This is a genomic window from Mucilaginibacter sp. BGA-UO-ETr-C110, assembly GCF_059567985.1.
The window spans coordinates 4,286,389-4,311,878 of sequence record NZ_JCAQPB010000002.1; the positions used below are offsets into that span (position 1 = coordinate 4,286,389).

The 25,490-nt window shown below is 42.8% G+C and carries 23 protein-coding genes and 1 tRNA gene; 18 read left to right on the forward strand and 6 right to left on the reverse strand.

Translation table 11 applies throughout. The features are described from left to right. Nucleotides 1-239 precede the first annotated feature (239 nt). Both AC57BQ_RS18420 and AC57BQ_RS18425 read left to right on the forward strand, forming a co-directional pair. Entirely contained in the window at nt 240-1,094 is an 855-nt protein-coding gene (locus tag AC57BQ_RS18420; RefSeq protein ID WP_496407656.1) for a helix-turn-helix domain-containing protein, read from the forward strand. A gap of 75 nt (nt 1,095-1,169) precedes the next feature. Next, nucleotides 1,170-1,880, forward strand: coding sequence for an SIP domain-containing protein (locus tag AC57BQ_RS18425; protein ID WP_496407657.1), 711 nt, complete (start codon nt 1,170-1,172; stop codon nt 1,878-1,880). On the opposite strand, the gene AC57BQ_RS18430 is transcribed toward AC57BQ_RS18425, so the two are convergent. After that, a complete protein-coding gene (locus AC57BQ_RS18430) occupies nt 1,855-2,238 on the reverse strand; it encodes a DoxX family protein (RefSeq protein ID WP_496407658.1) in 384 nt (127 codons plus the stop codon). The genes AC57BQ_RS18425 and AC57BQ_RS18430 overlap by 26 nt on opposite strands. Nucleotides 2,239-2,331: 93 nt before the next feature. Here AC57BQ_RS18430 and AC57BQ_RS18435 point away from each other — a divergent pair, with 93 nt between their 5' ends. The 6 genes from AC57BQ_RS18435 to AC57BQ_RS18460 all read left to right on the forward strand — a co-directional run bounded on the left by AC57BQ_RS18435 (nt 2,332) and on the right by AC57BQ_RS18460 (nt 10,436). Next, nucleotides 2,332-2,727 (forward strand): winged helix-turn-helix transcriptional regulator, encoded by a 396-nt coding sequence (locus tag AC57BQ_RS18435; RefSeq protein ID WP_496407659.1) that lies wholly within the window; start codon nt 2,332-2,334, stop codon nt 2,725-2,727. Between the two features lie 11 nt (nt 2,728-2,738). Next, nucleotides 2,739-3,317 (forward strand): pyridoxamine 5'-phosphate oxidase family protein, encoded by a 579-nt coding sequence (locus tag AC57BQ_RS18440; protein ID WP_496407660.1) that lies wholly within the window; start codon nt 2,739-2,741, stop codon nt 3,315-3,317. Then, on the forward strand, nt 3,305-3,889 hold the full coding sequence (locus AC57BQ_RS18445; protein ID WP_496407661.1) for a Crp/Fnr family transcriptional regulator: 585 nt from the start codon (nt 3,305-3,307) through the stop codon (nt 3,887-3,889). Before AC57BQ_RS18440 ends, AC57BQ_RS18445 begins: the two co-directional genes overlap by 13 nt. Before the next feature lie 352 nt (nt 3,890-4,241). After that, on the forward strand, nt 4,242-5,540 hold the full coding sequence (locus tag AC57BQ_RS18450) for a glucosidase family protein (RefSeq protein WP_496407662.1): 1,299 nt from the start codon (nt 4,242-4,244) through the stop codon (nt 5,538-5,540). A gap of 209 nt (nt 5,541-5,749) precedes the next feature. Further along, nucleotides 5,750-8,848, forward strand: coding sequence for a SusC/RagA family TonB-linked outer membrane protein (locus tag AC57BQ_RS18455; protein WP_496407663.1), 3,099 nt, complete (start codon nt 5,750-5,752; stop codon nt 8,846-8,848). A 76-nt stretch (nt 8,849-8,924) separates the two neighbouring features. Next, complete coding sequence (locus AC57BQ_RS18460; protein WP_496407664.1) at nt 8,925-10,436, forward strand: RagB/SusD family nutrient uptake outer membrane protein; 1,512 nt, start codon at nt 8,925-8,927, stop codon at nt 10,434-10,436. A gap of 75 nt (nt 10,437-10,511) precedes the next feature. On the opposite strand, the gene AC57BQ_RS18465 is transcribed toward AC57BQ_RS18460, so the two are convergent. Beyond that, nucleotides 10,512-13,286 carry an ABC transporter permease gene (locus AC57BQ_RS18465; RefSeq protein WP_496407665.1) on the reverse strand — a complete coding sequence of 925 codons (2,775 nt, stop codon included), beginning with the start codon at nt 13,284-13,286 and terminating at the stop codon, nt 10,512-10,514. 302 nt (nt 13,287-13,588) lie between these two features. Here AC57BQ_RS18465 and AC57BQ_RS18470 point away from each other — a divergent pair, with 302 nt between their 5' ends. The 4 genes from AC57BQ_RS18470 (at nt 13,589) to AC57BQ_RS18485 (ending at nt 16,940) form a co-directional block, all read left to right on the forward strand. Continuing rightward, complete coding sequence (locus AC57BQ_RS18470; RefSeq protein ID WP_496407666.1) at nt 13,589-14,194, forward strand: DUF998 domain-containing protein; 606 nt, start codon at nt 13,589-13,591, stop codon at nt 14,192-14,194. 11 nt (nt 14,195-14,205) lie between these two features. Then, nucleotides 14,206-14,568 carry a hypothetical protein gene (locus AC57BQ_RS18475; RefSeq protein WP_496407667.1) on the forward strand — a complete coding sequence of 121 codons (363 nt, stop codon included), beginning with the start codon at nt 14,206-14,208 and terminating at the stop codon, nt 14,566-14,568. Nucleotides 14,569-14,668: 100 nt separating this feature from the next. Next, entirely contained in the window at nt 14,669-15,055 is a 387-nt protein-coding gene (locus AC57BQ_RS18480; protein ID WP_496407668.1) for a chorismate mutase, read from the forward strand. Nucleotides 15,056-15,479: 424 nt separating this feature from the next. Beyond that, complete coding sequence (locus tag AC57BQ_RS18485) at nt 15,480-16,940, forward strand: glycoside hydrolase family 30 protein (protein ID WP_496407669.1); 1,461 nt, start codon at nt 15,480-15,482, stop codon at nt 16,938-16,940. 280 nt (nt 16,941-17,220) lie between these two features. Here the strand turns inward: AC57BQ_RS18485 and purU are convergent, their stop codons facing one another. After that, nucleotides 17,221-18,045, reverse strand: coding sequence for a formyltetrahydrofolate deformylase (gene purU / locus AC57BQ_RS18490; RefSeq protein ID WP_496407670.1), 825 nt, complete (start codon nt 18,043-18,045; stop codon nt 17,221-17,223). Between the two features lie 136 nt (nt 18,046-18,181). On the opposite strand from purU, the gene AC57BQ_RS18495 reads away from it, so the two are divergent. Continuing rightward, a complete protein-coding gene (locus AC57BQ_RS18495) occupies nt 18,182-18,583 on the forward strand; it encodes a hypothetical protein (protein ID WP_496407671.1) in 402 nt (133 codons plus the stop codon). 84 nt (nt 18,584-18,667) lie between these two features. On the opposite strand, the gene AC57BQ_RS18500 is transcribed toward AC57BQ_RS18495, so the two are convergent. Beyond that, on the reverse strand, nt 18,668-19,030 hold the full coding sequence (locus AC57BQ_RS18500) for a hypothetical protein (protein WP_496407672.1): 363 nt from the start codon (nt 19,028-19,030) through the stop codon (nt 18,668-18,670). Nucleotides 19,031-19,149: 119 nt separating this feature from the next. Here AC57BQ_RS18500 and AC57BQ_RS18505 point away from each other — a divergent pair, with 119 nt between their 5' ends. Together AC57BQ_RS18505 and AC57BQ_RS18510 are read left to right on the forward strand one after the other, a co-directional pair. After that, on the forward strand, nt 19,150-19,644 hold the full coding sequence (locus AC57BQ_RS18505; protein ID WP_496407673.1) for a TspO/MBR family protein: 495 nt from the start codon (nt 19,150-19,152) through the stop codon (nt 19,642-19,644). A 66-nt stretch (nt 19,645-19,710) separates the two neighbouring features. After that, nucleotides 19,711-20,244, forward strand: a complete 534-nt coding sequence (locus AC57BQ_RS18510; protein WP_496407674.1) for a hypothetical protein — start codon at nt 19,711-19,713, stop codon at nt 20,242-20,244. A gap of 307 nt (nt 20,245-20,551) precedes the next feature. Here AC57BQ_RS18510 and tamL read toward each other — a convergent pair whose 3' ends face one another. Next, a complete protein-coding gene (gene tamL / locus AC57BQ_RS18515) occupies nt 20,552-22,924 on the reverse strand; it encodes a translocation and assembly module lipoprotein TamL (RefSeq protein ID WP_496407675.1) in 2,373 nt (790 codons plus the stop codon). On the opposite strand from tamL, the gene AC57BQ_RS18520 reads away from it, so the two are divergent. The 3 genes from AC57BQ_RS18520 to AC57BQ_RS18530 all read left to right on the forward strand — a co-directional run bounded on the left by AC57BQ_RS18520 (nt 22,915) and on the right by AC57BQ_RS18530 (nt 23,998). Continuing rightward, entirely contained in the window at nt 22,915-23,664 is a 750-nt protein-coding gene (locus AC57BQ_RS18520) for a TrmH family RNA methyltransferase (protein ID WP_496407676.1), read from the forward strand. The genes tamL and AC57BQ_RS18520 overlap by 10 nt on opposite strands. A 50-nt stretch (nt 23,665-23,714) precedes the next feature. Then, nucleotides 23,715-23,785 (forward strand) — tRNA-Cys (locus AC57BQ_RS18525). A gap of 33 nt (nt 23,786-23,818) precedes the next feature. After that, nucleotides 23,819-23,998, forward strand: coding sequence for a spore protein (locus AC57BQ_RS18530; RefSeq protein WP_076377203.1), 180 nt, complete (start codon nt 23,819-23,821; stop codon nt 23,996-23,998). Between the two features lie 298 nt (nt 23,999-24,296). On the opposite strand, the gene AC57BQ_RS18535 is transcribed toward AC57BQ_RS18530, so the two are convergent. Beyond that, entirely contained in the window at nt 24,297-25,340 is a 1,044-nt protein-coding gene (locus AC57BQ_RS18535) for a quinone-dependent dihydroorotate dehydrogenase (RefSeq protein ID WP_496407677.1), read from the reverse strand. Nucleotides 25,341-25,490 lie beyond the last annotated feature (150 nt).

Here is a 25,490-nt window from a genome sequence, read left to right on the forward strand (position 1 = left end):
CTGCGGCGAAAAGAGAGGGAATAAAAGCCTTTTCCCCACCGCGTCATTGCGAGGAGGAACGACGTGGCAATCCCCTACCTACAGAGCGGCCCTGCTAATTGGGGATTGCCACGCTGCGCTCGCAATGACGCGTGGAGAGCTGGATGGGATGAGTCGTCTACAACAAGCATAAATTATTTTGACATTTCAAGAAGATTTCTTCTAATCAAATAGCCATATATTGGCCTTAATAACAAAATATGAAGGATATTCCGGTTTATCAGCTAAGGGAGCGGGCCACAACGGGTCTCGAGGTGAGGCGTTTTGTTGCCGGGGATGTACCCGATGATGAAGCCGATACCTTGGGTGCGCACCGCGATGATCATTATATATTTTTTGTGATTGAAGAAGGTACCGCATCACTCATGATCGATTTTCATGAGTTAAAATTCGGTGCATCTTCCTTATATTATATATTGCCGGGACAAGTACACCACCGGATCCGCAATGAGATAGGTTATGGCTGGTTTATAGCCATCGACGCCTTGTTAATAGCTCCCGACTACCGGAATGTTTTTGAAAGCCAGCTGGTATTACAACAACCCTTTACACTCAATGAGGTCCAATTTCGTCAATGTACCGATCTGTTAGCCCTCATGCAGGAAAAATACCTGGAAGAAAAACCCGGTCCGTTTTATTTGCAGGTGGTACACTCCCTGGTGCAATCATTTGTAGGCATAGCGGCCTGTTGCTTCAGTGGATTTTGCAATTCGCAGTTTGCACTGTCACGGCCGGTACAATTAGCCCAGGAATTTAAAAAGTTACTGGCCAATAACATCCGACAGGTTAAAAGTCCCTCAGCTTATGCCTCTATGCTCAATGTTTCGGAAACTTATTTGAATGAGGCGTTGAAAAAAGTAACCGGGCTTTCGGTGAGCTATTGGATCCAACAGGAGGTATTGCTCGAAGCCAAGCGACTATTGTATTACAGCGAGATGAATGTAAAAGAGATTGCGCACACGCTTGGGTACACCGATCATACTTATTTTTCGAGGTTGTTTAAAAAGACCGAAGGTACCACTCCGCTTTTATTCCGGACACATTACCGTAAATAGTCCAATCATTACCGTAAGCCATTCATTGATTGAGGTATCAATACGCAGTTTCTTTGTATAATTAAAAAACTACCCATGGAAACATCCACTTTTCAAAAAATCAGAAGAAAAGCCGGAAAGCTGTTTGAAAACAGGTTACAATCCGGCCGGGTGCTTGAAGTGCGGCACTGGGAGCCATCAACCTTGATTGAGGTCGATCTGCACCTTCCTTTTGCCGATATAGCACAATGGAACGAAATACCGTATATAAAATTCAGGGTTGACGATTTTACCTTCCGCGATTATACCCCCTCGGGCTGGGATGCCGAAACCAGTACCTGCACCATTTACATCGATGCGGGGCACAACGGCCCTGGCAGCAAATGGGCGCAGCAACTGAAGAAAGACGACGTGGTGAGCTATCTTAAAATAGGTTCAACCTATCACAGCCCTGTAGCCACCTCGGCAGTTGTTGCCCTTGGCGACGAAAGCAGTATGGGCCACTTGCTGGCCTTACAAAAAATGGTATTACCGCATACCCGTTTTTCGGGAGGTTTGGTGATCGGTAACGAGCATCATCGCAGGCTTTTTCATGAATACTTTTGGTCGCCTTTGCAACCGGTGGCACGCAAAGATATTTTTGGCCACCACAGCCTGATCGAGTGGGTGCTTGAACAGCAATACAGTTTGGAAAATACGGTATTTTACCTGGCAGGTAATAATACCATGGTAGCACAACTGCGTAAACTGCTCAAAAACCAGGGTTATCCATCGGGGCAAATTAAAGTGCAGGGCTTTTGGTCGTAACCTGTTTTACCTTGTGATAGGTAATATAGGATGCAGCCAGGAACACCAGGAAAATAACCGGCATTACACGATAGGTTATCGGATCGCCTGATGCACTGTGGGCTATAAAAGCCGAGATAAAAGTGAAAGTAAAACCTGCGTAAACCCATTCCTTAATAAGCGATTTTAGGGGTATCAATAACAAAACAGCGCCGGCCAGTTTTGCCAGGGCCAGCTCTACCCTGAAATAGCCCGGATAGCCCAGGTGCTGAAAAGCTTGTGTCATAGTTGGTGCCGTTAGGTAGGTATAAGCCGAGTAGGTCATCATGAATGCTACTATACTTGTGGTAATCCAGTAAGTGATCTTGATTGCTTTCATTTTCTTTTTTCAGCAAACTTAGCTACCTTTACTATTAAAAGGATACTACTATACCAAAGGATAGTGATATCTTTTAGGATAGCTGTTTTACTTATGGAAGGTCAATTAAAAAAACGAGATCATAATTCAGATGCCTGCAAAGCCGCTGGAGGTGCAATCAGAGATGCACTTTATGTACTCAACGGAAAATGGAAATTACCGCTTATTGCCACGCTTGCCGATGGCCCGCTGCGTTTTAATGATATCCAAAGGGCTTTGGTCGATATCACTCCCAAAATATTATCAAAAGAACTGAAGGAGCTTGAATTGAACGAATTTGTGAAGCGAAACATTTTTCCAACCAACCCGGTTACCGTTACCTATGAGCTTACCCCCTACAGCCAGACATTGGATCCGGTATTAACCGAGTTGAAAAAGTGGGGAACACAACACCGGGAGCGTATAACTGCCAGTCGCCGTCAACCTGCGGATACTGAAGTATTAACTTAAGGATTTAAATTATGGCCAAGTTTTTTGATAGCATACAGGAGCAACACCAGGCTTTTATTGAAAAACAAAAAATGTTTTTTACCGCATCGGCCCCTCTCGCGGCCGATGGGCATGTTAACCTTTCGCCAAAGGGGATCGACAGTTTTAAAGTATTATCAGCCAATAAAGTCGCCTATATGGATATCATAGGTAGCGGCAACGAAACATCCGCTCATATTTTGGAAAATGGACGCATCACCATTATGTTTTGCGCCTTTGAGGGCCCCCCTAATATCCTGCGCTTATATGGTAAAGGTTATGCGGTATTGCCTGGCGACGAAGAATGGGCATCTTTAGCCCAATATTTCGATATACTGTTAGCAACCCGGCAAATCATCGTTGCCGATATCCACAAGGTGCAAACCTCCTGCGGGTTTAGCGTACCTTATTATGCTTATGAAGGCGAAAGGGATCAGGCTTATAAATGGGCGACTAACAAAGGTGCCGATGGCTTGGAGGCTTACAAAAAAGAGAAAAACATGCTGAGTATGGATGGCTTGCCTACCGCTCTTGTTAAACCAGGTTTAAGCACACGCAAATGGAGTCATTGATCAGTACCATTAAACAACTGATACCTCTTTCTGCCGAAGAAGAAATTATTACTAAAAACCTGTTTACAGAATTAAACCTTAAACCAGGCGAATACCTGCTCAGGGACGGTCAAGTATGCAAACACGTAGCTTTTATCAATAAAGGCCTCGTTCGTTATTTTATCAATAACGATGGCGACGAACGGACCATGTTTTTCAGCAAGGAAGGCGAGTTTGTTTGTAACTATATCAGCTTTTTACCGCAGGTAGCTTCCGACAAAAATATCCAGGCGCTGGAACCCACCCAGCTTTACCTGATCAGCTATGAAAAGCTACAACGTTTTTACCGGGAGGTGGCCGGAGCCGAAAAATTTGGCAGGATGGCTATTGAACAGGTTTTCTTATCGGCCATACAACAATTAGACTCCTTATACACCGACCCACCCGATGTGCGATACCAGCAATTCCTCAGCCATTACCCCGATCTTACCCAAAGGATCCCGCAATACCATATTGCTTCTTATGTGGGGATCAAACCACAATCATTATCCCGCATCCGTAAACGGATCTTTGGTCAACAGCCAGCAGATTAAGCAGTTTAACAGGTTAAATAAACATAACATTAATTAAATATGTACTTTCATATAAAATTATGAAAATACATATCACACAATCATTTACCTCCATCACCAGTTAAATCTTAACCTCTTAATCGATTAAGTTTAAATCTTATGGCAAATTTTTGTAACAAATAGTTTACCTTTAATCGCCGATTAAAAATTATAATTAATAAAACACCTAAAAGTTAATCATTTTATAACACAAAAAATTTGGAAATGAATTTAATGTACGTATGTTTGTACATATAATATAACCAATTTCACACTGTGTGTTTTGCCTATTCAAAATACACTTTAACCATATTACATCCTTAACGATCCCTGCATGAAGATACGTTTACTAGGTGTGTTTATATTCCTGTGTCTATTTTATCTGAGTGTTAACGCGCAGGTAAAAGATAAGTCTGCTTTAGCCGGTTCTATACTGGCAGACAGCCGCCTGGATACTATCCAGGCACGGGGTTTAAAATTACTTTCCGGTTTCTCTGCAGGCACCTCCTATAACGAAGTATGGATCAGGGATTTTAACACTTTCATCAAAGGATCCTTAAAAGTTCACCCCAAAGAAAAGGTAAAAGAAATGCTCCTGATGTTTTTTAAAATTCAGGGTGCCGACGGCAACATTGTTGATGGTGTGGTTGACAGTGCAAAGGCCGGTGTAGGTTATCAGTACCGCTATTCGGCCTTATTACCAGGCTGGGCGGCACACAAAAATACCGTCGAAACCGACCAGGAATCATCCCTTATTCAAGCTGTAAAAAAATATATAGATGTAACCGGCGACAGATCTATACTCTCTGATGTAATAGGTGCTAAAACGGTTCTGCAACGCATGGAAGATGCTTTTGCCTATATCCAAAAAGATAGATGGTCGGCTAAATACGGCTTGGTTACCGGTGCCACTACCATTGATTGGGGCGATGTGCAGCCAGAAACCGGCTGGGGCGTAGCCATTAATGATAAAACCAAGTGGGCCATTGATATTTATGATAATGCCATGTATGTGATAGCCATCCATGATTTTATGGCCATGAAACCCAAGGGCTATCAAACCAAACAAAACTGGACTGCCATAGCCAATACCATCAAAACGAATGTTCGCAAACACTTGTGGATGCCTGCGGCCCGGAAATACCTCCCCCATATTTATTTAAATGGCAGCCCATTCTCTAAAGATTTTAACGAAAAAGAGATCCTGTATAGCGGCGGATCTATCTGCGGCATATTGGCCGGGTTTAATACCGCTGCCGAGGTTAAAGAAATAAACAGGCAATTACTTGCTGCAGCAGCCAAAGATAAGTTTGCCACAATTGGTAAAACGGTTTATCCTGCTTACCCGGCAACCCAGTTCCCTAATATGCACCCTTACATTTATCAGAATGCCGGCGACTGGACCTGGTTTGGCGGACGGATGATAGCGGCCCTGGTTGCAAATGGCCAGGCAAAAGAAGCTTACAACGAATTAATACCAATGATTGACCGGGCAATTGCACACAAAGGCTTTTATGAATGGTACGATGTGCAAACCGGTGCCCCAAAAGGTTCGGGCGATTTCAGGGGCGAAGCAGGTGTTTTATTTGACGCCATTACAGTTTTAAAGCAATGGGCTATTCAAAATAAATAAACTACTTATTAGCGTAAAATTTTAAAAAACAGTTACTAAATCAATTTTCATGAAAAAAAATAATACCGTAAAGGTACCGTGGATTGCTTTGCCCTTTTTTGAGGGTACTCGCTCCGCATATCACCAGCCGCCTTAGTTGTTAGCCGCCATTCCCATACACGGCGCTACATTTCCCTGAAGAATCAATTGTTAAATTATTAATTAACGTTATGAAGAAAATCCTTATTTACTCGATCCTGTTCACCCTGCTATCCCTGCAGGCGATGGCACAGCTTAAAATTAGCGGAAAGGTTACCAATGCGCAAGACAACTCGCCTTTACCCGCTGTAAGCATAAGAATCAAGGGTACCTCAACTGGTACCGTTACCGATGCAAATGGTAATTATAGTATAACCGCATCAAATGCCAATGCTGTTTTGGTATTTACCTATACGGGTTTCGCCGCGCAAGAAGTAAGCGTAGCCGGTAAAACCAGCATTAATGTACAATTAAAAGAAACCGCCAGCAATCTGAACGAAGTGGTGGTTATTGGTTACGGTACGGCCAAAAAATCTGACTTGACGGGCTCTGTTGTTACCGTTAAGGCCGAGCAGTTACTTGACAAACCCGTACCAAATTTATCGCAGGCCTTACAAGGCAAGGTTGCCGGTGTTGATGTGAGTGTTAACAGTAACGCACCGGGTGCTGCAGCTAAGGTACGCATCAGGGGTATTGGTTCCATCAACTCCAACGTTGACCCTATTTATGTGGTTGACGGTGTGGTAGGTGTTGACCCTAACTCTATTAATCCTAATGATATTTCATCAATTGAGGTTTTAAAAGATGCCTCGTCAACGGCTATTTACGGTGTGCGTGGTGCCAATGGTGTTATCATGGTAACCACCAAACGCGGCCGTAAAGGTCCCGCTACAATTAGCTACGAGGCCAACACCAACCTCAGTGAGCTTTATCGACATGTACCAACACTAAACTCCAAAGAATTTGTAGACATTTACAACCAATCATTTGCAAACGGATCAAAATTTGATCCTACAGGCGCTACGCAAACACCTGCAAAAGCCCTGAACCATGCCAACTTCCCATTGCTTTTTGACACCAGTAATAATCCTATTTATGATACCAATTGGGAAAAGGAAACTTATAAGCCTGCGTTTTCACAAAGCCACCAATTGAATATTCAAGGTGGCAGCGACAAATCTGTTTACAGCTTATCATTGGGTTATCTTAACCAAAACGGCTTAACCCCTACATCAAACTTTAAACGTTATTCCATCAAAATGACAATGGATAACGATGTAAAGGATTGGTTAAGAATAGGGGGCAGTATCAATGGTATTTTCAGTCGCCAGCGTTTGGTAACGGATAACAATGGTGGTTTGAACGTACCTCGGGCTGTAAGTGAGGAGGTGCCGATTGTACCTGTCAAATATCCCAACGGAACCTGGGCAGGCAACTATGATATTGCTGGCTTAGAGGGCGCCCCAAACCCAATACAAACAGCTAATGAACGGTATACTATTAATAATACCTTACAGGTATTGGGTAATATTTACGCAACCGCTAAGATATCATCAGAGCTTGAATTTAAAACAGATTTCGGGTACAACCTCATTGGGCAAAAAAATAACTTTTACTCATCATTAGGTTTGCAGCACTTATCAGCCGATCAGGGTGGTATAGCCAGTATTAACTCAAACACCACCTATTTCTGGCAAACTGAAAATTATCTTACCTGGAACAAAAAGATCAATGAGCATCAAAGGTTTACCGCATTAGCGGGTATATCTTTCAGCAGATCAGTATATCAGCGATCAAACGTTGAAACCCAAAACTTTATTGACGACTTTTTCCAGTTTAATAACCTGGGTGCCGGTTCAGTTAAAAGCGCATCAGGTTCTGATGAAAACCCAAGTTCACCGGGCGCGCTTTATCCGGGCTCGTTAAACTCATACTATGGCCGTATCAGCTATAATATCGACGAAAAGTATTTGTTTACCGCAACCGGTCGTTATGATGGGTCATCAAGACCGGCCGCAGGGCATAAATTCGCTTTCTTCCCTTCATTGGGTGCCGCATGGCGCGTATCTCAGGAAGATTTCCTGAAAAACAGTGAAACCGTTTCTAACTTAAAACTAAGAGCAAGCTTTGGCTACACAGGTAACCAGGAAATTGGTAATTACCGCTCATTGGCCCAGTATGGTACCGGACAAACCGTGCAGAACGGACAAGCTGTAATTTCCTTGCTGCCAAGCTACCTGGGTAACCCTGATCTGAAATGGGAAAAAACACGCCAGATTGATGGCGGTATCGAACTGGGCTTGTTTCATGGCCGTGTTAACTTAGATTTAGATTACTACCAACGTACTACTACCGACGTATTATTACAGGCCCCTATTCCGTGGTCGGCAGGTTTTACCACTGCCAACGTTTACAAAAACGTAGGCTCGATGAAAAACTCAGGTATTGAGTTAAGCCTTAACACGGTTAACGTTAAAACCAGTGATCTGGAATGGAGTACCGGTATCATCTTTGCCGCCAACCAAAACAAAGTAACCAAACTGAATGATGGCAACGCCGACATTTTCCCTGGCCCTAACTTCCTTGGGCAAAACTATGTGATACGTGTTGGTGCGCCAATAGGATCATTTTACGGTATGACCCGTGTAGGTACCTATGGTGATAATGCAGCCGATATTGCAGAAGCTGCCAAACATGGTTTAAAAGCTGGCGACAGGAAATATATTTATAATGCCGATGGTAGTAACTATTACAGTATTATCGGCCGGTCAAATCCAAAATGGACCGGTAACTTCAACAGTACTATCAAGTACAAAAACTGGGATTTCTCATTCGATATCCGCTTTGTACAGGGTGTAAATACGGCTGCTAACTTTAAACACTCGGTTGAAGACAGGCAAACCATCTCCAACAGTTTAAAAACAGTTTTAAACGGATGGACCCCGAACAACCAGAACACTATGATATCGCAAGTGCGTAACTATAAATATGCACAGGACTCGCACTTTGATACCTGGTGGGTTGAAGATGGATCATTTATACGCGGCCAAAACTTTGTACTCGGTTACAACTTACCGGCACCTGTATTGCAAAAAATGCATGTAACCCGTTTCCGTATCTATGCAAGTGTTCAAAACCTGTTTGTGATCACCAAGTATACTGGTTATGATCCGGAGGTTGACACCTTTAATAACTCTTATGGTTCAAACCCTGCGTTTACTCAAAATATCGACTTTTTTGCAAACCCTCGTCCACGTATCTGGAACCTTGGTTTACAGGTTGGATTTTAAAAACAGTATGGTATGACACAATCAGAAAGAAAAACAGCAATGAAGGATAATAGTAACCATATAAAAAATTACTAAAATGAAAATATTAAAAAACATATTAATCATATCGGGCTTATTACTTGCGTGCTCATGCAAAAAGTTTTTGGAAGAGCATCCCAAATCAGTTCTAACGCCAGATGCCGACCTTTCAAGCGCAAAGGTGGCCCGGGCATTTGCCAACGGATCTTATCAAAATCTAACAGGCCTATTGGCCGGCCAGTCTGGCTCATACGGTGGTAATACCTGGAACCTGATGGAGTTTATGACCGGTAAAGCCAACAGCGACCTGGGGCAAACAGGCTTTGTAAACTTCCAGACCCTTATTTACAGCAATACCTCTTTTTATTTTGATACCTGGTGGCAGCAAATGTACCTGGGTGTGGGTGCCTGTAACCTGGCTATCCAAAGGATCCCGCTTATTAATGCCGCAGGATTAACCGAAGAGGGAAAAACCAACATGGTGGCCGAAGCCCGTACCATGCGTGCTCTTTACTACTTTTACCTGGTGCGTATGTATGGCGCTGTTCCTAAAGTAACTGAACCGCCTAAAGATCTTAATCTGCAGGTGCCACGTGTACCCGCCAAACAGATCTATGATGAGATTATTATCCCCGATCTGTTAGCAGCCGAAAAATCGACCTTGCCGGTATCAACATCAACCGGAGGAGTAACCATGGGTGTGGTGCAATCGCTCCTGGCCGATGTTTATTTGACCTATGCAGGTGCAGCTATTAACGGTGGCGCACAATATTATGCAGAATCGGCAAAACGCTCACTGGCTGTAATACAAAGCGGTAAATACTCCTTGTTCCCTAACTACACTGATATGATCAACCCATCCAACAAAAACCTTGGCGAGTTTATCTTTCAGGTACAGTACGCGGCTTCAGTTCCGCAAACCAATCCGCTTACCGCGCTTACTATTCCTAACTTTTCGGGTATTTCTAAATACTCAGACGAGTACGGATCGGTTTGGCCTACAGATCAGTTTATTGCTTCGTTCGCTCCGGGTGATAAACGTGTAGCAGAAAAACAATTCTTTTACACCAGCTATCCTGCCATTAAAGCACCAAATGCGCCAGTTGTGTTTAAAAATCATTACATCTATAAATGGTTTGATGTAAACGCGGTTACCAACACGGCAAAATCCGACTTAAACTATACTATTTACCGTTTGGCTGATGTGATGTTAATGTATGCAGAGGCATCAAACCGTGCCGAAGGCTCACCAAACGCCAATGCAGTTACTTATGTAAACCAGATCCGTGCAAGGGCCGGCCTGGCCGCAATAGGTGCATTATCACAAGATGCGTTTGAGAAGGAAGTATGGCTGCAACGTTATTTTGAGCTTTGCTTTGAAAATAAAATGTGGTTTGATATGATCCGCACCCGTAAAATACACAATGATGTTACCGGTAACTGGGATAATTTTGTAGGACACAAAACCGTGTTCAATGCAACTTATGCCGAAAAACAATTATTGTTCCCTTTACCAAAACAGGAAACAGATGTTAATCCAAAATTATTGCCTAATAACCCAGGCTTTTAATTAATATAGGTTAATATAAAACAGAACAGCCCCGAATAAAATCGGGGCTGTTTTTTTATGATAGGTTAAGATGGGTTATTCGCTTCTGAGGCTTTTGATAGGGTTGGCAATAGCCGCTTTGATAGATTGAAAGCTTACCGTTAACAGGGCAATACTAATGGCAACCATACCGGCAAATACAAATACCTCCCAACCAATAGGAATCCGGTAGGTAAAATCCTGCAGCCACTTGGTCATGGCCCACCAGGCTATGGGCGATGCTATGATAATGGCAATAAATACCAGTTTTATAAAATTGAGGGATAACAGCGTGGTGATATTGCCAATGCTTGCGCCCAATACCTTGCGGATGCCGATCTCCTTGCTCCGTTGCTCGGCCATGTAGGCAGCCAGGGCAAACAGGCCCAAACAGGCTATGATAATAGCCAGTATGGCAAAACTGGTAAATATGCGCCCCATGCGCTGTACATCGGCATACATGTTGGCAAAACGCTCATCCATGAAAGTGTAACGGATAGGCTGGTTGGGTGAAAAACTTTTCCAGGTTCTGGTGATCTCTGCCAGCGTATTTTTCATATCGCCGGTTTTTACTTTTACCGATACGATGGAATTGCTATTAGCTAAGTGCATTACTAAAGGTTCAATCCCGTCACGCAAGGATTCGAAATTAAAATCCTGCACTACGCCAATCACCAGCATTGGGTCTCCGCCATTGCTAATTCTTTTACCTATCGGATTTTTAAGATTAAGTCTTTTTGCTAAGGTTTGATTAATGATAACTGCCTGCGAATCGGTTTTCATGGCTGGATTAAAATTCCGACCGGCAACCAACTTCATCCCAAAAGTTTTTAGATAGTCGGCATCAATATCCCAAAACTGACCGCCAACGGAGGCTTCTGTCTTAACTTTTCCTTCATTGTAAAATGGGTTTCCATTACGCTTGGTACCGGCTACCGGCAGGAAATCGCTGATCGAAACGCTTTTTACTGACGACAGCTTTAGCAGTTCATCTTTAAAGTTCTTCACCGCATTATCTAAGGTATTGGTGCCTTGTATCATCACCACCTGGTCTTTCTCAAACCCAACCTTTTTATTGAGAATGAATTGCATCTGGTTATAGATAATAAAAGTGCTAATGATTAAAATGATGGATGTGGTGAACTGAAAAACAACCAATCCGTTACGCAGTCCCGAACTTTTGCTGCCAGAACTCAGTTGTCCTTTTAATACTTCCGCAGGTTTAAAACTCGAAAGATAAAATGCCGGATAAATCCCCGCAACCATACCAATGATAACCGCCGATACCAGTACCGTTGGTAATAACCACCACTGCTGCCAGGGTATGGTTAATGATTTTGAGGCGAGCATATTAAAATAAGGCAGCAGTATAACCGCCAGTATTAAACCCAGCACGAAAGAAAAAAAGCTATACAGCAATGACTCGGTTAAAAACTGCTGGATCAAACCGCTGCGTTGTGAGCCTACCACCTTACGTAAACCAACCTCCTTGGCCCGGTTGGCCGATTTGGCGGTGGAAAGATTGATAAAATTGATACAGGCTATTACTAATATAAAGCCTGCAACAGCTCCAAATAACCAAATAAAACGGATATCGCCATGCGACATGCCATCATGGATATCATATGACCGGAGATTGATATCGGCGATATTCTGTGCATACATGCTTAACGCACCTGCTATTTTCGAAGCATTTTTATCCCCATTTTTGACCATATCCGGGATATAATAATTGTTAATTAACCCATCGGTTACCTTTTTGTTAAAGCGGGCAACATCAGTTCCGGGTTTTAGCGTAACGTAAACGTGGTAATTACTTGCTCCCCAGGTAGTCTGTTCGCCTTTCCAAAATTCAACACCAGCAAGTGTTAATAAAAAATTATATGCATGCAGGTGTGACGTAGTTGGAAGATCCTGCATAACCGCACCAATTTTATAAGCTCTGCTTTTATTATTGTTAAGGTACATGACTTTACCAACCGGGTTTTGACCAGGGAAATATTTATCGGCTTTACTTTTTGATATCACCATGGTAAAAGGCTCAGCAAGCGCGTGGGCAGCGTCACCATAAACCATAGGCAGCTTTAATATATCAATCAGCGACTGATCGGCATAGGCAAAACCTTCCTCATGCGTATTTTCGGGCGCATCGCTCCGTTTCAATTCATTACTGCCGGCACCCCAAAAAAGCGAGTTGGGCATCAGCCTGCCAAACTTTTCTACTTCCGGAAAGTCAGATTTAAGTGTTCGGCCCATCACTGCCGGCCAATCAACTCCTTTTTCATGAATGTTGTCCATATTGTATTGCCCTACAATCCTGTAAATACGGTCGGCATCCGGGTAGCTTTTGTCAAAGCTTAGTTCTTCACGTATATATAAGGCAATGAGCAAACAGGCAGCAATGCTCAGCGCAAATCCACCCACTTTGATAGCCGCATACATTTTTTGTTTCAGTAATTGCCTTACCGCGATTTTTAGATAATTTTTTATCATGGTGATATTGCTTACAAAAGGATTAATTGGATTGCTTAGAACTTTTTTTTTAAAGCCCGGCTCAGGATAACCGGCCTCTCCTTCTTTATAAAGATCAGATGCAGGAGAATTGACTTCGGCTTCTTTAATACGGCCGAGTATCTTTTTGAAAAGAAAATAGCTGTGACCTTCCTGCGCTTGTTCGGTTTCGGGCTGCCACCACCTAAGCATGAGCTTTACGTTGTCATGAATACCTGGATTTTCACTAAGCAGCGTATCTAACTCCTGTAGCTCCTGTTCAGATGCTTCATGGGTTAGCTTTTTTATCACCAGGTTCCAGATGTGGTCTTCTGTGTTCATATTGGCAACAGCTTAATTTATTAGGTAGAACTTATCATATAATAAAATACGTGCCATTATCATAACAAATTGCTTTACAGGTAATTAACAACACACAATACCTATTGGGCTGTTCGGATTCGTACAAGCCGTCCGGTTTTGAGCCATTTACCCTATCCGTATAGTATAACACACATTCTATTTGACGCACATTTAAACAGTTAGGTTGCATGCTAATTATTTTTAATAATATATAGTACTATGTATTGTATAGTACCATGTTTTATATATATTTGCTTAAATTTTTAACCTTAGCTACAATCATGAACATCAAAATGTTACTATACACCGGCATCATTATCCCCATAGTTTTTTGGCTTTCAACCATTCTATGCGGTTTTATTCATGGCAACTATAACCATTTGAGCGGCACCGTCAGCGAGCTTGGGGCTACCGGCACCCGGTCTGAACCTTTAATGGCTACCCTTACCATGTTTAGCGCCATTTTAAGTATGTTTTTTATGATGGGTGTTTATGGCGCCTGCAAACAATTAGGGCTTAACCTTATCCCGGTATTTACGCTGCCTGCATTCACTTTTATGATGGGCTGGGCAGCCATGTTTCATGCAGGCAATCACCTGCATTCGGCTTCGGGTCCTGTTTTTATATTATTATACCTGGGCACCTTGCTGGTGGCCATTTTGTGGCGGGGAAAACGGGAACTGGTATCTGTCAGGATAACTTCTCTATTTAGCCTGGTGCTGATGCTGCTGATATTTTTACGTTTTGTGCCTTTTATTCAAAATACATACCCGGGCCTTATTCAACGGTTTGTGCATTTGGGCTGGTCTGCCTGGTTCATTGGTTTAAGCATAGGACTCATCAGGCTCATTTCATTACAGGAAAATCAACAACTTTTAAATCATTAAAAATTTATATCATGAAAAAACTACAATTGATCACGGCTATTGGCATCCTTTTATCGGTAACAGCCTGCAGGTTCGGAAAAAGACATACCACTATCATGGAGAATGGAAATGGCACTACTGTAAAAATAGAATACGTAGGGCAAACCTATTTTACCCCTGACGGCACCGGCATTAAAAGCATTTCGCCAAACGGATATGTAAAATACTCGCGGGACGATAAACAGTTAATTGCCGAGAGTGATTACAACGGCAAGATCACCTATGAATTAAATGATGGCGGGAAACAAACTATGCTCAACGACGGCGATAAGGAGTTTTTAGCTCAGGCGGTTAAAGACATGATTAAACATGGCCACAACGCCGATGGCCGGTAAAGCATAAAAGCTAAATGAAAAGCAGGTTTAGATAAACCTGCTTTTTTTTGTTTAATTGAAAACACTTGCAATAATTTATAGGTTTATTGGTTAAAAAAGCATGAAAATAAAATCATATAGCCGCGTGTTTGGCTTGTTATTAGTATCCCTGTTTAGTTATAGTTTAGTTAGCGCACAAACAGCACCAATGAAAACTTCCAAAGGCAACGACCAAACCCTGCAGGTAAGCCGCAAAAAAATTGATTCGCTTGATAAGGCACTCATAGCTTTACTGGGCGAACGCGAAAGGGTTGTAAAAGAAATTGGCGTTTACAAAGCGCAGAACAATATCCCCGCATTGCAAGCCGACCGTTTTAAACAAGTGATCGAAAAAAGCATTGAAGCCGGTAAAAAGGAAGGCTTATCAGAAACGTTTGTAACCGAACTAATGAATGCCATCCACAAAGAAAGTCTGCGGATTGAGGAAGAGATCAAGGCTCAAAAGTAATGACATTCGTTCAAATAGGGTGTCATGGTGAGTTCCGTCGAACCATGGTGGGCAGGCCTCTGCGCTCGACCCTTCGACGGAGCTCAGGGTGACACCCCCTTTTTGTTCATTATCTATTCTGTATGTCTATTCCGAGGCCATTACTCTGTCAAAAGGATCTAATTTAATCACAATCAACTTTTGCATTCAAGCGCATCAAAATTTAATTCAGCGTGTGGCGCTTCGATCGGAACAGCCTGATTATGAGATTTTTTACCGCTAAATAAGTCCGGTATTAAACCGTATCAATTTTATACCAAGTTATTATAAATCAATTATTTATATCCTTCTATTTGCTTTATTCTCATTAACTTTAATAAATTTGGATTGCCGGAAACGTCCATTTTCAGCGTTATTCAAACCCGGTATTCTATTAAATAAATCCATGAAGAAAAAAATTTTAATTGCCTGTTTTATCGCGGGCGGCCTTGTAAAAGCTGGCTCTGTAAATGCCCAGGGTACAGCTCCGTTTTCTGTAAGCAATAAATCTGTAAAGGTAATTGTATCTGAAAAAGAAGCGGGCTATAAGCTTACCCCAACCGAAACGCTTCAATTTACTGATAAACCACAACCCGGCGAAACCGAGGTTTCCGTTTTTGTTGATCCGGCTAAAACATTCCAAACCATGCTGGGCGTGGGTGGCGCCTTAACCGATGCCTCGGCCGAGGTATTCTACAAATTGCCAAAGGATAAGCAAAAAGAATTTTTAACCGCCTATTATGATAAAGACAAAGGTATTGGTTATACCGTAGCCCGCACCAATATTCAAAGCTGCGATTTTTCGAGCGCGAGCTACAGCTATGTAAAAGAGGGCGATGCTGATCTGAAAACATTCGACATCAGTCATGATAAAACCTACCGTATACCTTTTATCAAAGCGGCTATGGCTGCGGCTGGCGGCAAGTTAAACCTGTTTGTTTCGCCATGGAGCCCACCGGCTTTTATGAAAGATAATAACGATGTATTGCACGGTGGTAAATTGAAACCAGAGTTTGACCAAAGCTGGGCCAATTTCTTTGTGAAATTTATAAAAGCTTATGAAAAAGAAGGTATCCCGGTATGGGGCCTTTCGGTACAGAACGAGCCTATGGCTAAACAAAGCTGGGAGTCATGTATGTTCACTGCCGATGAAGAGCGCGATTTTGTAAAGAACTTTTTAGGCCCAACGCTGCATAAACAAGGCCTGGCCGAAAAGAAACTGATTGTTTGGGATCATAACCGCGATTTGCTTTATCAACGTGCCAGCACCATATTGGAGGATCCTGAGGCTGCTAAATACATCTGGGGTGTAGGTTTCCATTGGTATGAGACCTGGACCGGCGCCGGTCAGCAATTTGAAAGCACCCGTCGTGTGCACGAAGCATTCCCCGATAAAAACCTGATTTTTACAGAAGGTTGTATCGAAAAATTTGATTTTGCCAAAGTTAACGACTGGGCCCTGGGCGAAAGATACGGTCTATCTATGATCAACGATTTCAACGCGGGTACCGTAGCCTGGACCGATTGGAACGTTTTGCTTGATGAAAAAGGCGGACCAAACCACGTAGGCAACTTTTGCTTTGCACCGATACATGCCGATACACAAACCGGCAACCTGATCTACACCAGCTCATACTATTACCTGGGGCACTTCTCTAAATTTATCCGTCCGGGTGCCAAACGGGTAAGCGCGGTAGCCAGCAGGGATAAACTGTTAACCACCGCTTACCTGAATACCGATGGTAAACTGGCCATAGTGGTGATGAACAAAACCGACGAAAAAATTGAATACAGTTTATGGATAAAAGGCAAAGCCGTTAAAACAACCAGCTTGCCACACTCCATTGCTACGCTTGTAGTAGAATAAAAAGCCTTATACTAATCAACTATATCTCTGGTGTGGTGGGTCATTTATGATCCACCACTATCATTTAAGGGCAGATGGAGAGGCGGAAGTTTGGTTCCGTATTAATTGCTCTTCTTATTCCTGGCTCTCTATTAAACCAAAATAAATTAAACTATAAAACTTAAAAAAAGCCTGTCAGTCTGAGCTTGTCGAAGACTCGCGCGCAGGGGCCTGCACACCATGGTTCGACGGGGCTCACCATGACACCCCGTTTTGCAGTTCAGCATGACAGCCATTTTGCTTACCCAAAAACAACCGTTTTATTCCCGTAAACAAAAACACGATCCTCAATCACCAGTTTCAAAGCATTGGCCAACACCGCTGTTTCAATTTCCTGGCCGGCTTTTACCATGGTAGCGGCCGTGAACGAATGATTTACCGGGATGATCTGCTGTGCGATGATTGGGCCTTCGTCCAGCTCGTTGGATACAAAATGGGCCGTAGCACCGATCAATTTCACACCACGTTCAAAAGCCTGTTTATAAGGATTGGCACCGATAAATGCTGGTAAAAACGAATGGTGGATATTAATGATACGCATCGGGAAGCGGGCCACAAAAGCCGGCGACAAAATCCGCATGAATTTGGCCAGCACAATATAATCCGGGGCATACTGCTGTATCACATCGGCCATTTGCTGCTCCAGCTCTTCCCGACCATATTGCTCGTGCGAGAGGTGATAAAAAGGCATATCAAAGCGCTCGCAAATATCCTGCAGGGTGGCATGGTTACCAATTACACATTGCACCGTTGCGCCCAGGGTTTTAAAGTAATTACGTATCAGTATATCGGCCAGGCAATGGTACTCTTTGGTTACCATCACCACTATTTTTTTATGCGGAGTAGGATTTACCGATATAATAGCGCCGGCAGGTAATACGCCTTTCAATGTATCTTCCAAGCCGTCAGTATCTCCATCCTCAATTTCCAGGCGTACAAAGAAAATATCTTCGGCCTTATCCACGTGTTCGCGCATGGAAACGATATTGAGCTGGTGTTGGGCAAGTATAGTAGCTATGGAGCCTACCAAACCAACCTGGTCTTTACATTGAATAACAATAATCATGGTATCAGGGTACAAAAACAATTTGCCCGTAATTTACAAACAGGTATCATTTATACAAACAATTATATAGTTTAAAATCAGCAGCATGTATCATTTAGGCTGCCGTCTTCGTAATTTAGAGTATAAACCTTACAGTATGAAACATTTTCTTTTGATACTCATAGCGCTCACGTTATGCAGCGCAAGCTCCTGCAATAAGGGCAAACTCCCGGCATCAACTTCTATTGTGGGGCAATGGCGCTGGGTTAAATCAGTAGGTGGTATAGGTGGTTTTACCACAACACCGCAAAGTGCCGGCTTTACCCAGCGATATCAATTTAATGACGATAGCACTTTTCGATTTTTCAGGAAAGATACAGTGGCGATGCAGGGCAAATTCTCTATCGTTCGGAACTATAAATATGGCAACTCCACTATTGATGTATTCAAAACAGGCAACTCTTTTGACCAATCCCTGTTGATCAGAAACGACACCCTATTTTTGTATGACATATCCATCAGCGATGGGTACAATAACACTTACGTGAGGATAAAATAGTATTAAGTAGGGAGTTCTAAGTCTTAAGTCCGTAGTCCAAAGTCCGGGAAAGAAACATTCAACTTAAGACTAAGGACTTAAGACTCAAACAGCGTCCGGTATAAAATTCACCTGGTTTTCCTGGTCAAACGTTACGTAAACGCGGCGCCAGGGTTCGTCATTGATCAGGCGCCATTTGTGGGCCGTGCCGGTAGTGTCGGTAGCTATCAGTATTTCACCTGGTTTCAGTATAAAAGTTTCGCCTGTACGGGTCTCAAACTCCAATGTACCTAACAGGGTGATCACGTATTGGTTGGTCGGCGCGTTATGCCAATCGAAGAATGAATGCGGTGGCGATTCCTGGAACCGGACAGACTGGGCCTGGTTAAACTGGGCTTCGGCCACGCTACCTGTTTCAATGTGCGAATTACCATCGGCCCCGGTATATAATTTATATGCTTTAATCATTTTTATTGAGCGCTATTGGCACTGGCCGCTAAGCTAAGATATTTTAATATTTTAGCGGTAAAGCCTGCATAATGGCATTGTAAATTAAAACTTACCAGCGTTTAATTGGTTCAATAAAAATGAGTTCAACCGCCTCCCTTCGGAAATTTCAATTTTTTCCATTGGTTATCAACTTGCTGATCACGCTGGCTGTTGGTTTTGTAGCCATGCTTTTTACCAGGCCGCAAATAGCGGGTTGGTACAGCACCCTTAAAAAGCCATCTTTTAATCCGCCGCCACAGGTATTTGCCCCGGTGTGGATAAGTCTGTACATACTGATAGCCATTGCCGCCTACCTGGTCTGGAAACACCGGAGCCGCAAACCGGTGTATAAAGTAACCCGGGCCATTTATTTTATACAATTGTTTTTAAATGGATCATGGTCTGTCGTATTTTTTGGCCTTCATGAGGTATTTGGCGCGTTGGTTGTTATTATATTATTGTGGATCAGCATTATACTTACCATACAATGGTTCAATAAGTTCAACAAAATGGCCGGATGGCTGCTATGGCCTTACCTGCTGTGGGTAAGTTTTGCAGGGGTATTAAATGCAAGTATATATTTCTTGAACTGACCGCTTTAAAACACTATTTTTATTGCGTACATTTTTATACGGTAACATAACCGGCCAATTAAAAAAATGAAAAAACTATTCCTTTTATTATGCCTTATTACGGCCGCTCATAGCTTTGGCTTTGCAAAATCCATAGCTATAAATCACTTTGTTGTAAAAGAAAACCCTTTTGCTGTTGACGAGGTTGCCGTGGTTGCTACCGATACGGCCGGCGTGATACAGGAGGATGTGAACGGGATATTCACCTTTGTGATGAACGGTTTCCAGGAACAATTGAAATTTGAAAAAGGGACCGCCTTTTATCGCCACAAGCTCGACCGTTCCGCCTTTTTATATGCCAAACACATGAACGACAGCGGCACTCACGCCATATTGTACTACATTTATAAGCATGATAGTAAACTAAGCCCCTTCCATATCAGTTGGGTCTTACTGGTGGCCATTCCATTGGCTCTGGTGCTGCTGGCCTATATGTTTAAGCGATTTATTATCATAGCAGTGATCATATTCTGCATATTCCTGTATTTTAACTACCACAACGGCCTAAGTATGCCCACCTTTTTTGAAAGTATTATTGACGGACTGAAGGGAATGTTTTAGGAAAGCTTAAAGCGGAAGGCTTAAAGCAGAAAGCCACTATCCGCATGCAGATAGATCCTTCGTTCCTCAGGATGACAACAATTTAATGTGGTAACAAGAAAGCCTTCCTGATTTTACAGGAAGGCTTTCTTGTTATATATTTCCTTGTCATTCTGAACGTAGTGAAGAACTATCTCTTGAACAAAGTGAAAAATCTTCTCCTTCATGTGCGTTGGCATGCCTGGCTCTGGAAGAAGATCCTTCGTTCCTCAGGATGACAGAGCGTTAGTTTACTCAATTACTAATTCACTAACTCCATAATTCAAAATTAAAACGGTAGCCCGATACCAAAGTTCAACTGCATAAAGTTGTAGCTGTCGCCGAGTATTTTGCCATGGCCATCGGTGCCGGTGCTGTTGGCTTTAAGGTATGCTTCCTTAAATTCGCCCGACTTAAATAACTCGCCAAAGTGCTTGATGAGCACCCATTGATCTGAGCCGTTAAACTGTGGGTCTTTAAATTTAAATGCCGCGTCGAGCCGGAAGATAAAGAAACCGAGGTCGAACCGTAAACCTGTACCAATACCAATAGCTGTTGACTGCAGCAAGTTATCAAACCTGAATTCGCCACCAGGGTTTTCGGCCTTCTTACCCAGGCGCCATACGTTACCGGCGTCCATAAATACGGCCCCTTTTAGTTTGGCCCCCCAAAAGTTATTAGCGATGGTGTACCGGTATTCGGCATTGCCAATTATTTTTATTTCACCAAATTGATCAAGGTATTTTAAGCGGGTGCGATTGGTGGTATCGGTTCCGTAATAGGTTCCACGGTTAAATTGCCCCGGCCCCAGCGTACGGGGTAACCAAGCACGGATATCATTGGCGCCACCGGTATAAAAGTTTTTTTCGAATATCAGCTGGTCACTATTACCATAAGGGATACCGATACCCGGATTGATCCGGAATATAAATTGCCGCTCGCCTCCCAGTGTTTTGTAGATACGCAGATCAAATTCGGTTTTGGCATATTGCGAAAAAGCATAACCAAAAATTGTACGCTCATTATCCGCATCCTTCGGCGCATTAAACACACTGCTTGCCAGACTCAGAAAATTTCCTCCGATATCTAAACTGCCACGGAAATACGTAAAATTTTTATAAGAGTTTAACTCAAGGGCGTTATACTGAAATGTGTACTGACTGCCTGTTGTAAATGTGGTACGACCAATTAACTTTACGTAGGCAAGTCTGTTTTGTTTAATCAGCGTATCCTTGGCAGCCGGATCGAGCACGCCCCGTGAAAATTCAATACTGATAGGTGTAATAGTATGTTGTTTACGACCGGTTTCAAAAAAGTCATAGCTGATGGAGTTAATAAAACTTTCGCGCCTAACCAGGTCTTTTTGAAAAAACAGGGAATAGTTACTGGAAAAGGTAGTATGTGGTACACCGAATTTACCTAACAAGGGGAAATCAAATGGCGCTAAAATACGGGGATAAACCAGGTTAACCCCGGCTCTCAGCTCCTGGTTTTGGATACTGTGCCCATTATCAAATAAAATACTCCAGTTTAATTTCACCTGTAATATAGCCGCTTGTTTAAACAGGTTACGGTTAGTAAAAGTGTTACCTATGTTATACCCAAAACGCCCCCCGCTAAACAGTACCTCACCCTCTACCCGGTCCGACATTTTTTTGAGTGGCACTATATCAATTTTGGTATTGAGCCTGTTACTGCTATCGGGCAATTTTTCATATGTGGGATTGGGCACATTACGGAACACGCTTAATTCCGAAAGCCGGGTAGTGGTTAATGTTTGATTATCTATATTATAAAGATCGCCTTTGCGCTGAAAGGTATAATCCTTTACTACCCGTGGCTTAAAGCGACCCGAGAAATCAACAAATCTGAACTGCGAATCAACCTGCAGGGTATCTGCTTTACCGGGTGTGCGCCCGCTACTTCGTGAAATGGTGACCAACGTATTATTGATGGTATAAACCGGATGCTCCTTTTTACCTGGCGGATTATCAATGATCATTTTAATATCAACCACACTATTATTAAAGGTGGAATCGTAATCAAAACTGATGTATTGCCTGTAAAAATCAAAGTAGCCATTCCGTTTCATCAGCGCGTAAAGCTCATCCCGGTCATGGGCCAGGCTATCGGCATCATAACGTGCCCCGGGCGAAATGTGGGATATTTTGTTACGGTTGGCATTATATAAGTTCTTAATGTTTTTATCTGCAATGCTATCCGTTACCTTACGGACCCGGAACATGGGGCCCTCCTGGGCGGTAAAAACCAATTCTGCTTTTTGTTTTTTAACAACAATGCTGTCCTTTACCTTAGCCTTCAAGTAGCCGCGGTTCTGGATATATCTTTCTATCTGGAAACGGGAAAACTCAACCAGGTTACTATCCAGAATGGATGGAGCTTCACCAAAATTACGCTTGCCGGTTTTATTAAAGGTATAATAAAATTGCAGGTTGAGCCAGTTGTTGGGCTGCTGTTCTTTATCTACATAATTTACAGCAGTTTCGGCAAATTCTTTATCAATGCCTTGAATAGTAATTTTGCGTACTATTACCTGGTCTTTTTTCAAACCACGGGTACTACTGCAGCCCGATCCGATAATGAGCAGCAAAATACTTAATATTGTAAGGCGGAAAACAGCAGGGTTTATATATGCTTTCAAAATCACAAATCAGTTTATTATCATCCTTACAACATAAAAAGTTTCGCAGGGAACATGGTTTATTTATGGTTGAGGGTTACAAATCAGTTACGGAATTTATAAACTCTGCTTACCAGGTTGATACCATATACCATACCCCTGCAATTGCTCCAAAATTGCTGAATTTATCCCGAAAAATAAACTTTCAGGAAATTTCATTAAATGAACTCCAAAAAATCAGCTCACTGAAAACACCGCAAGAGGTAATTGGTTTGGTCAAGATACCAATATGGCCGGTATTAAATTATAAAGCGCTCGAAAAAAAGTTTTCGCTGGTGCTGGATAGCATACAGGATCCGGGCAATATGGGCACCATTATCCGCACGGCCGATTGGTTTGGCATACAGGATATCATTTGCTCTGAAGATACCGTTGATGTGTACAACCCCAAAGTGGTGCAGGCCACCATGGGCTCGCTGGCACGTGTCAACGTACATTATGCCGATCTGTTAACCGTGCTGCCGCAGATCAAGCTGCCCATATTTGGCGCCATGCTCAATGGTGAAAATATGTATAATACCGATTTTGGCAGCGAAGGACTTCTGATGATGGGTAACGAAGGGAACGGCATAAGTGCCCCGGTTGAACAATTGATAACCAGCGCCGTAACCATCCCCAAGGCCGGTAATGCAGAATCATTAAACGTGGCAATTGCCACAGCGATACTATGTTCTGAGATAAAAAGAAATTCAATGAAATAAATGTTGGCTTTCCAAAAAATAAATTACTATTTTTGCAGTCCTTAAAAAATGGTCGGGTGGCCGAGTGGCTAGGCAGAGGTCTGCAAAACCTTTTACAGCGGTTCGAATCCGCTCCCGACCTCAAGGGTATTAAAAAAATTAAAATAACAACACCATGGGCGTTACTCGTTTAAAAAGAAAAGATAGAAAAAACAAAACCACTTCACGCTTAGAAGTTCAGTTTTTGAAACTGGCTACTAACCTGGAGTACGGAAGCCGTTCTGCTGAGTCAAAACACAGCCAGATCGCTAAAAACAACGAAGTTTTAGCAAAAGCTATCGCTGCTGCAAAATAATTTTTTCTGTTTTTAAGCGCTTAATGGTGCTTGAAAAGATCTTATAAATCCTGCTGGTTTCAGAAACCGGCAGGATTTTTTTATGCATGAAATCCAGGAGCGTGTTATGCTGAGCTCCGTCGAAGCATGGTGGGCAGGCCTCTGCGCACGCCCTTCGACAGGCTCAGGGTGACAGCCACTTTTTATTTTCTGTAGAGACGCATATTTGCGTCTCTCGTACACAGATCAAAAATAATGAGAATTAAACCTCAACAAAAAGAGACACAAATATGTGTCTCTACGGAAGAAAAATCTTTAATTAAATAGTCAGCAGCTTCTTATTGATCCTGCCTATCAATCCCGGGCCTTCATAAATAAAGCCGGTGTACAGTTGTACCAGCGATGCGCCGGCCTGTAACTTTTCCACCGCGTCGTCAGCAGAGTGTATGCCGCCTACACCAATGATGGGGAACGATCCCTTTGATTTCTGGTGCAGGTACCTGATCACCTCGGTCGAACGTTTGGTGAGGGGCTTACCGCTCAATCCGCCAGCTTCATTCTTTAAACTTTCTGCAGCAGTTAAGTTTTCGCGACTGATGGTCGTATTAGTTGCAATAATACCCGCTATGCCGGTTTGCTGTACAATATCAACAATATCATCCAGTTGTGAGTCGGTCAGGTCGGGGGCTATTTTTAGCAGAATAGGCCTGCTGATGCCATTTTTTGAATTGCGTTGTTGCAGGGTGTTCAGCAAGTGCATCAGGGGTTCCTTTTCCTGCAATTCGCGCAAGCCCGGTGTATTAGGAGAGCTTACGTTCACCACAAAATAATCAACCACATCAAACAGGCGGTCAAAACATTTGATATAATCGTTAACAGCCTCTTCGTTGGGGGTAACCTTGTTTTTGCCGATGTTGCCGCCAATGATGAGTTCCTTTTGGGCACCTTTAGCGTTTCTGCGGAAAGCGGCTATGCGCTCGCCCGCTACATCAACACCAAAGTTGTTAAAACCCATGCGGTTGATGAGCGCACCATCAGATGGTAAACGAAACATCCGTGTTTTAGGGTTCCCAGGCTGTGGCAGTGGGGTAACGGTGCCTATCTCCACAAAACCAAAGCCCATGTTGGCCATTTCGCCCATGAGTTCGGCATTTTTATCAAAACCAGCTGCCAGACCTACCGGATTTTTAAACCTGAGGCCAAACACCTCTTTTTCCAATCGAGGGTTGTTGACATCCCAAATAGCCCTGCTCAAGGCAGCGCCGCCCGGAAAACGATTGAACCGTTTTAAGTTACGGGTTACAAAATAATGTACTTTTTCGGGATCGAACTGGAACAGGATGGGTTTTAATAAAAAATACATGCCGCGAAGTTAGCACATTCCTTTATGTGTGTAAACCAGAATTTTAGGATTTTTCAACCACCATGATACTAATTATAAAATTCATGATACAAAAACGGCAATGTGTTAAAAAAAACACAGCAAATCTGTATTTTCGGGAATTCAGTTATG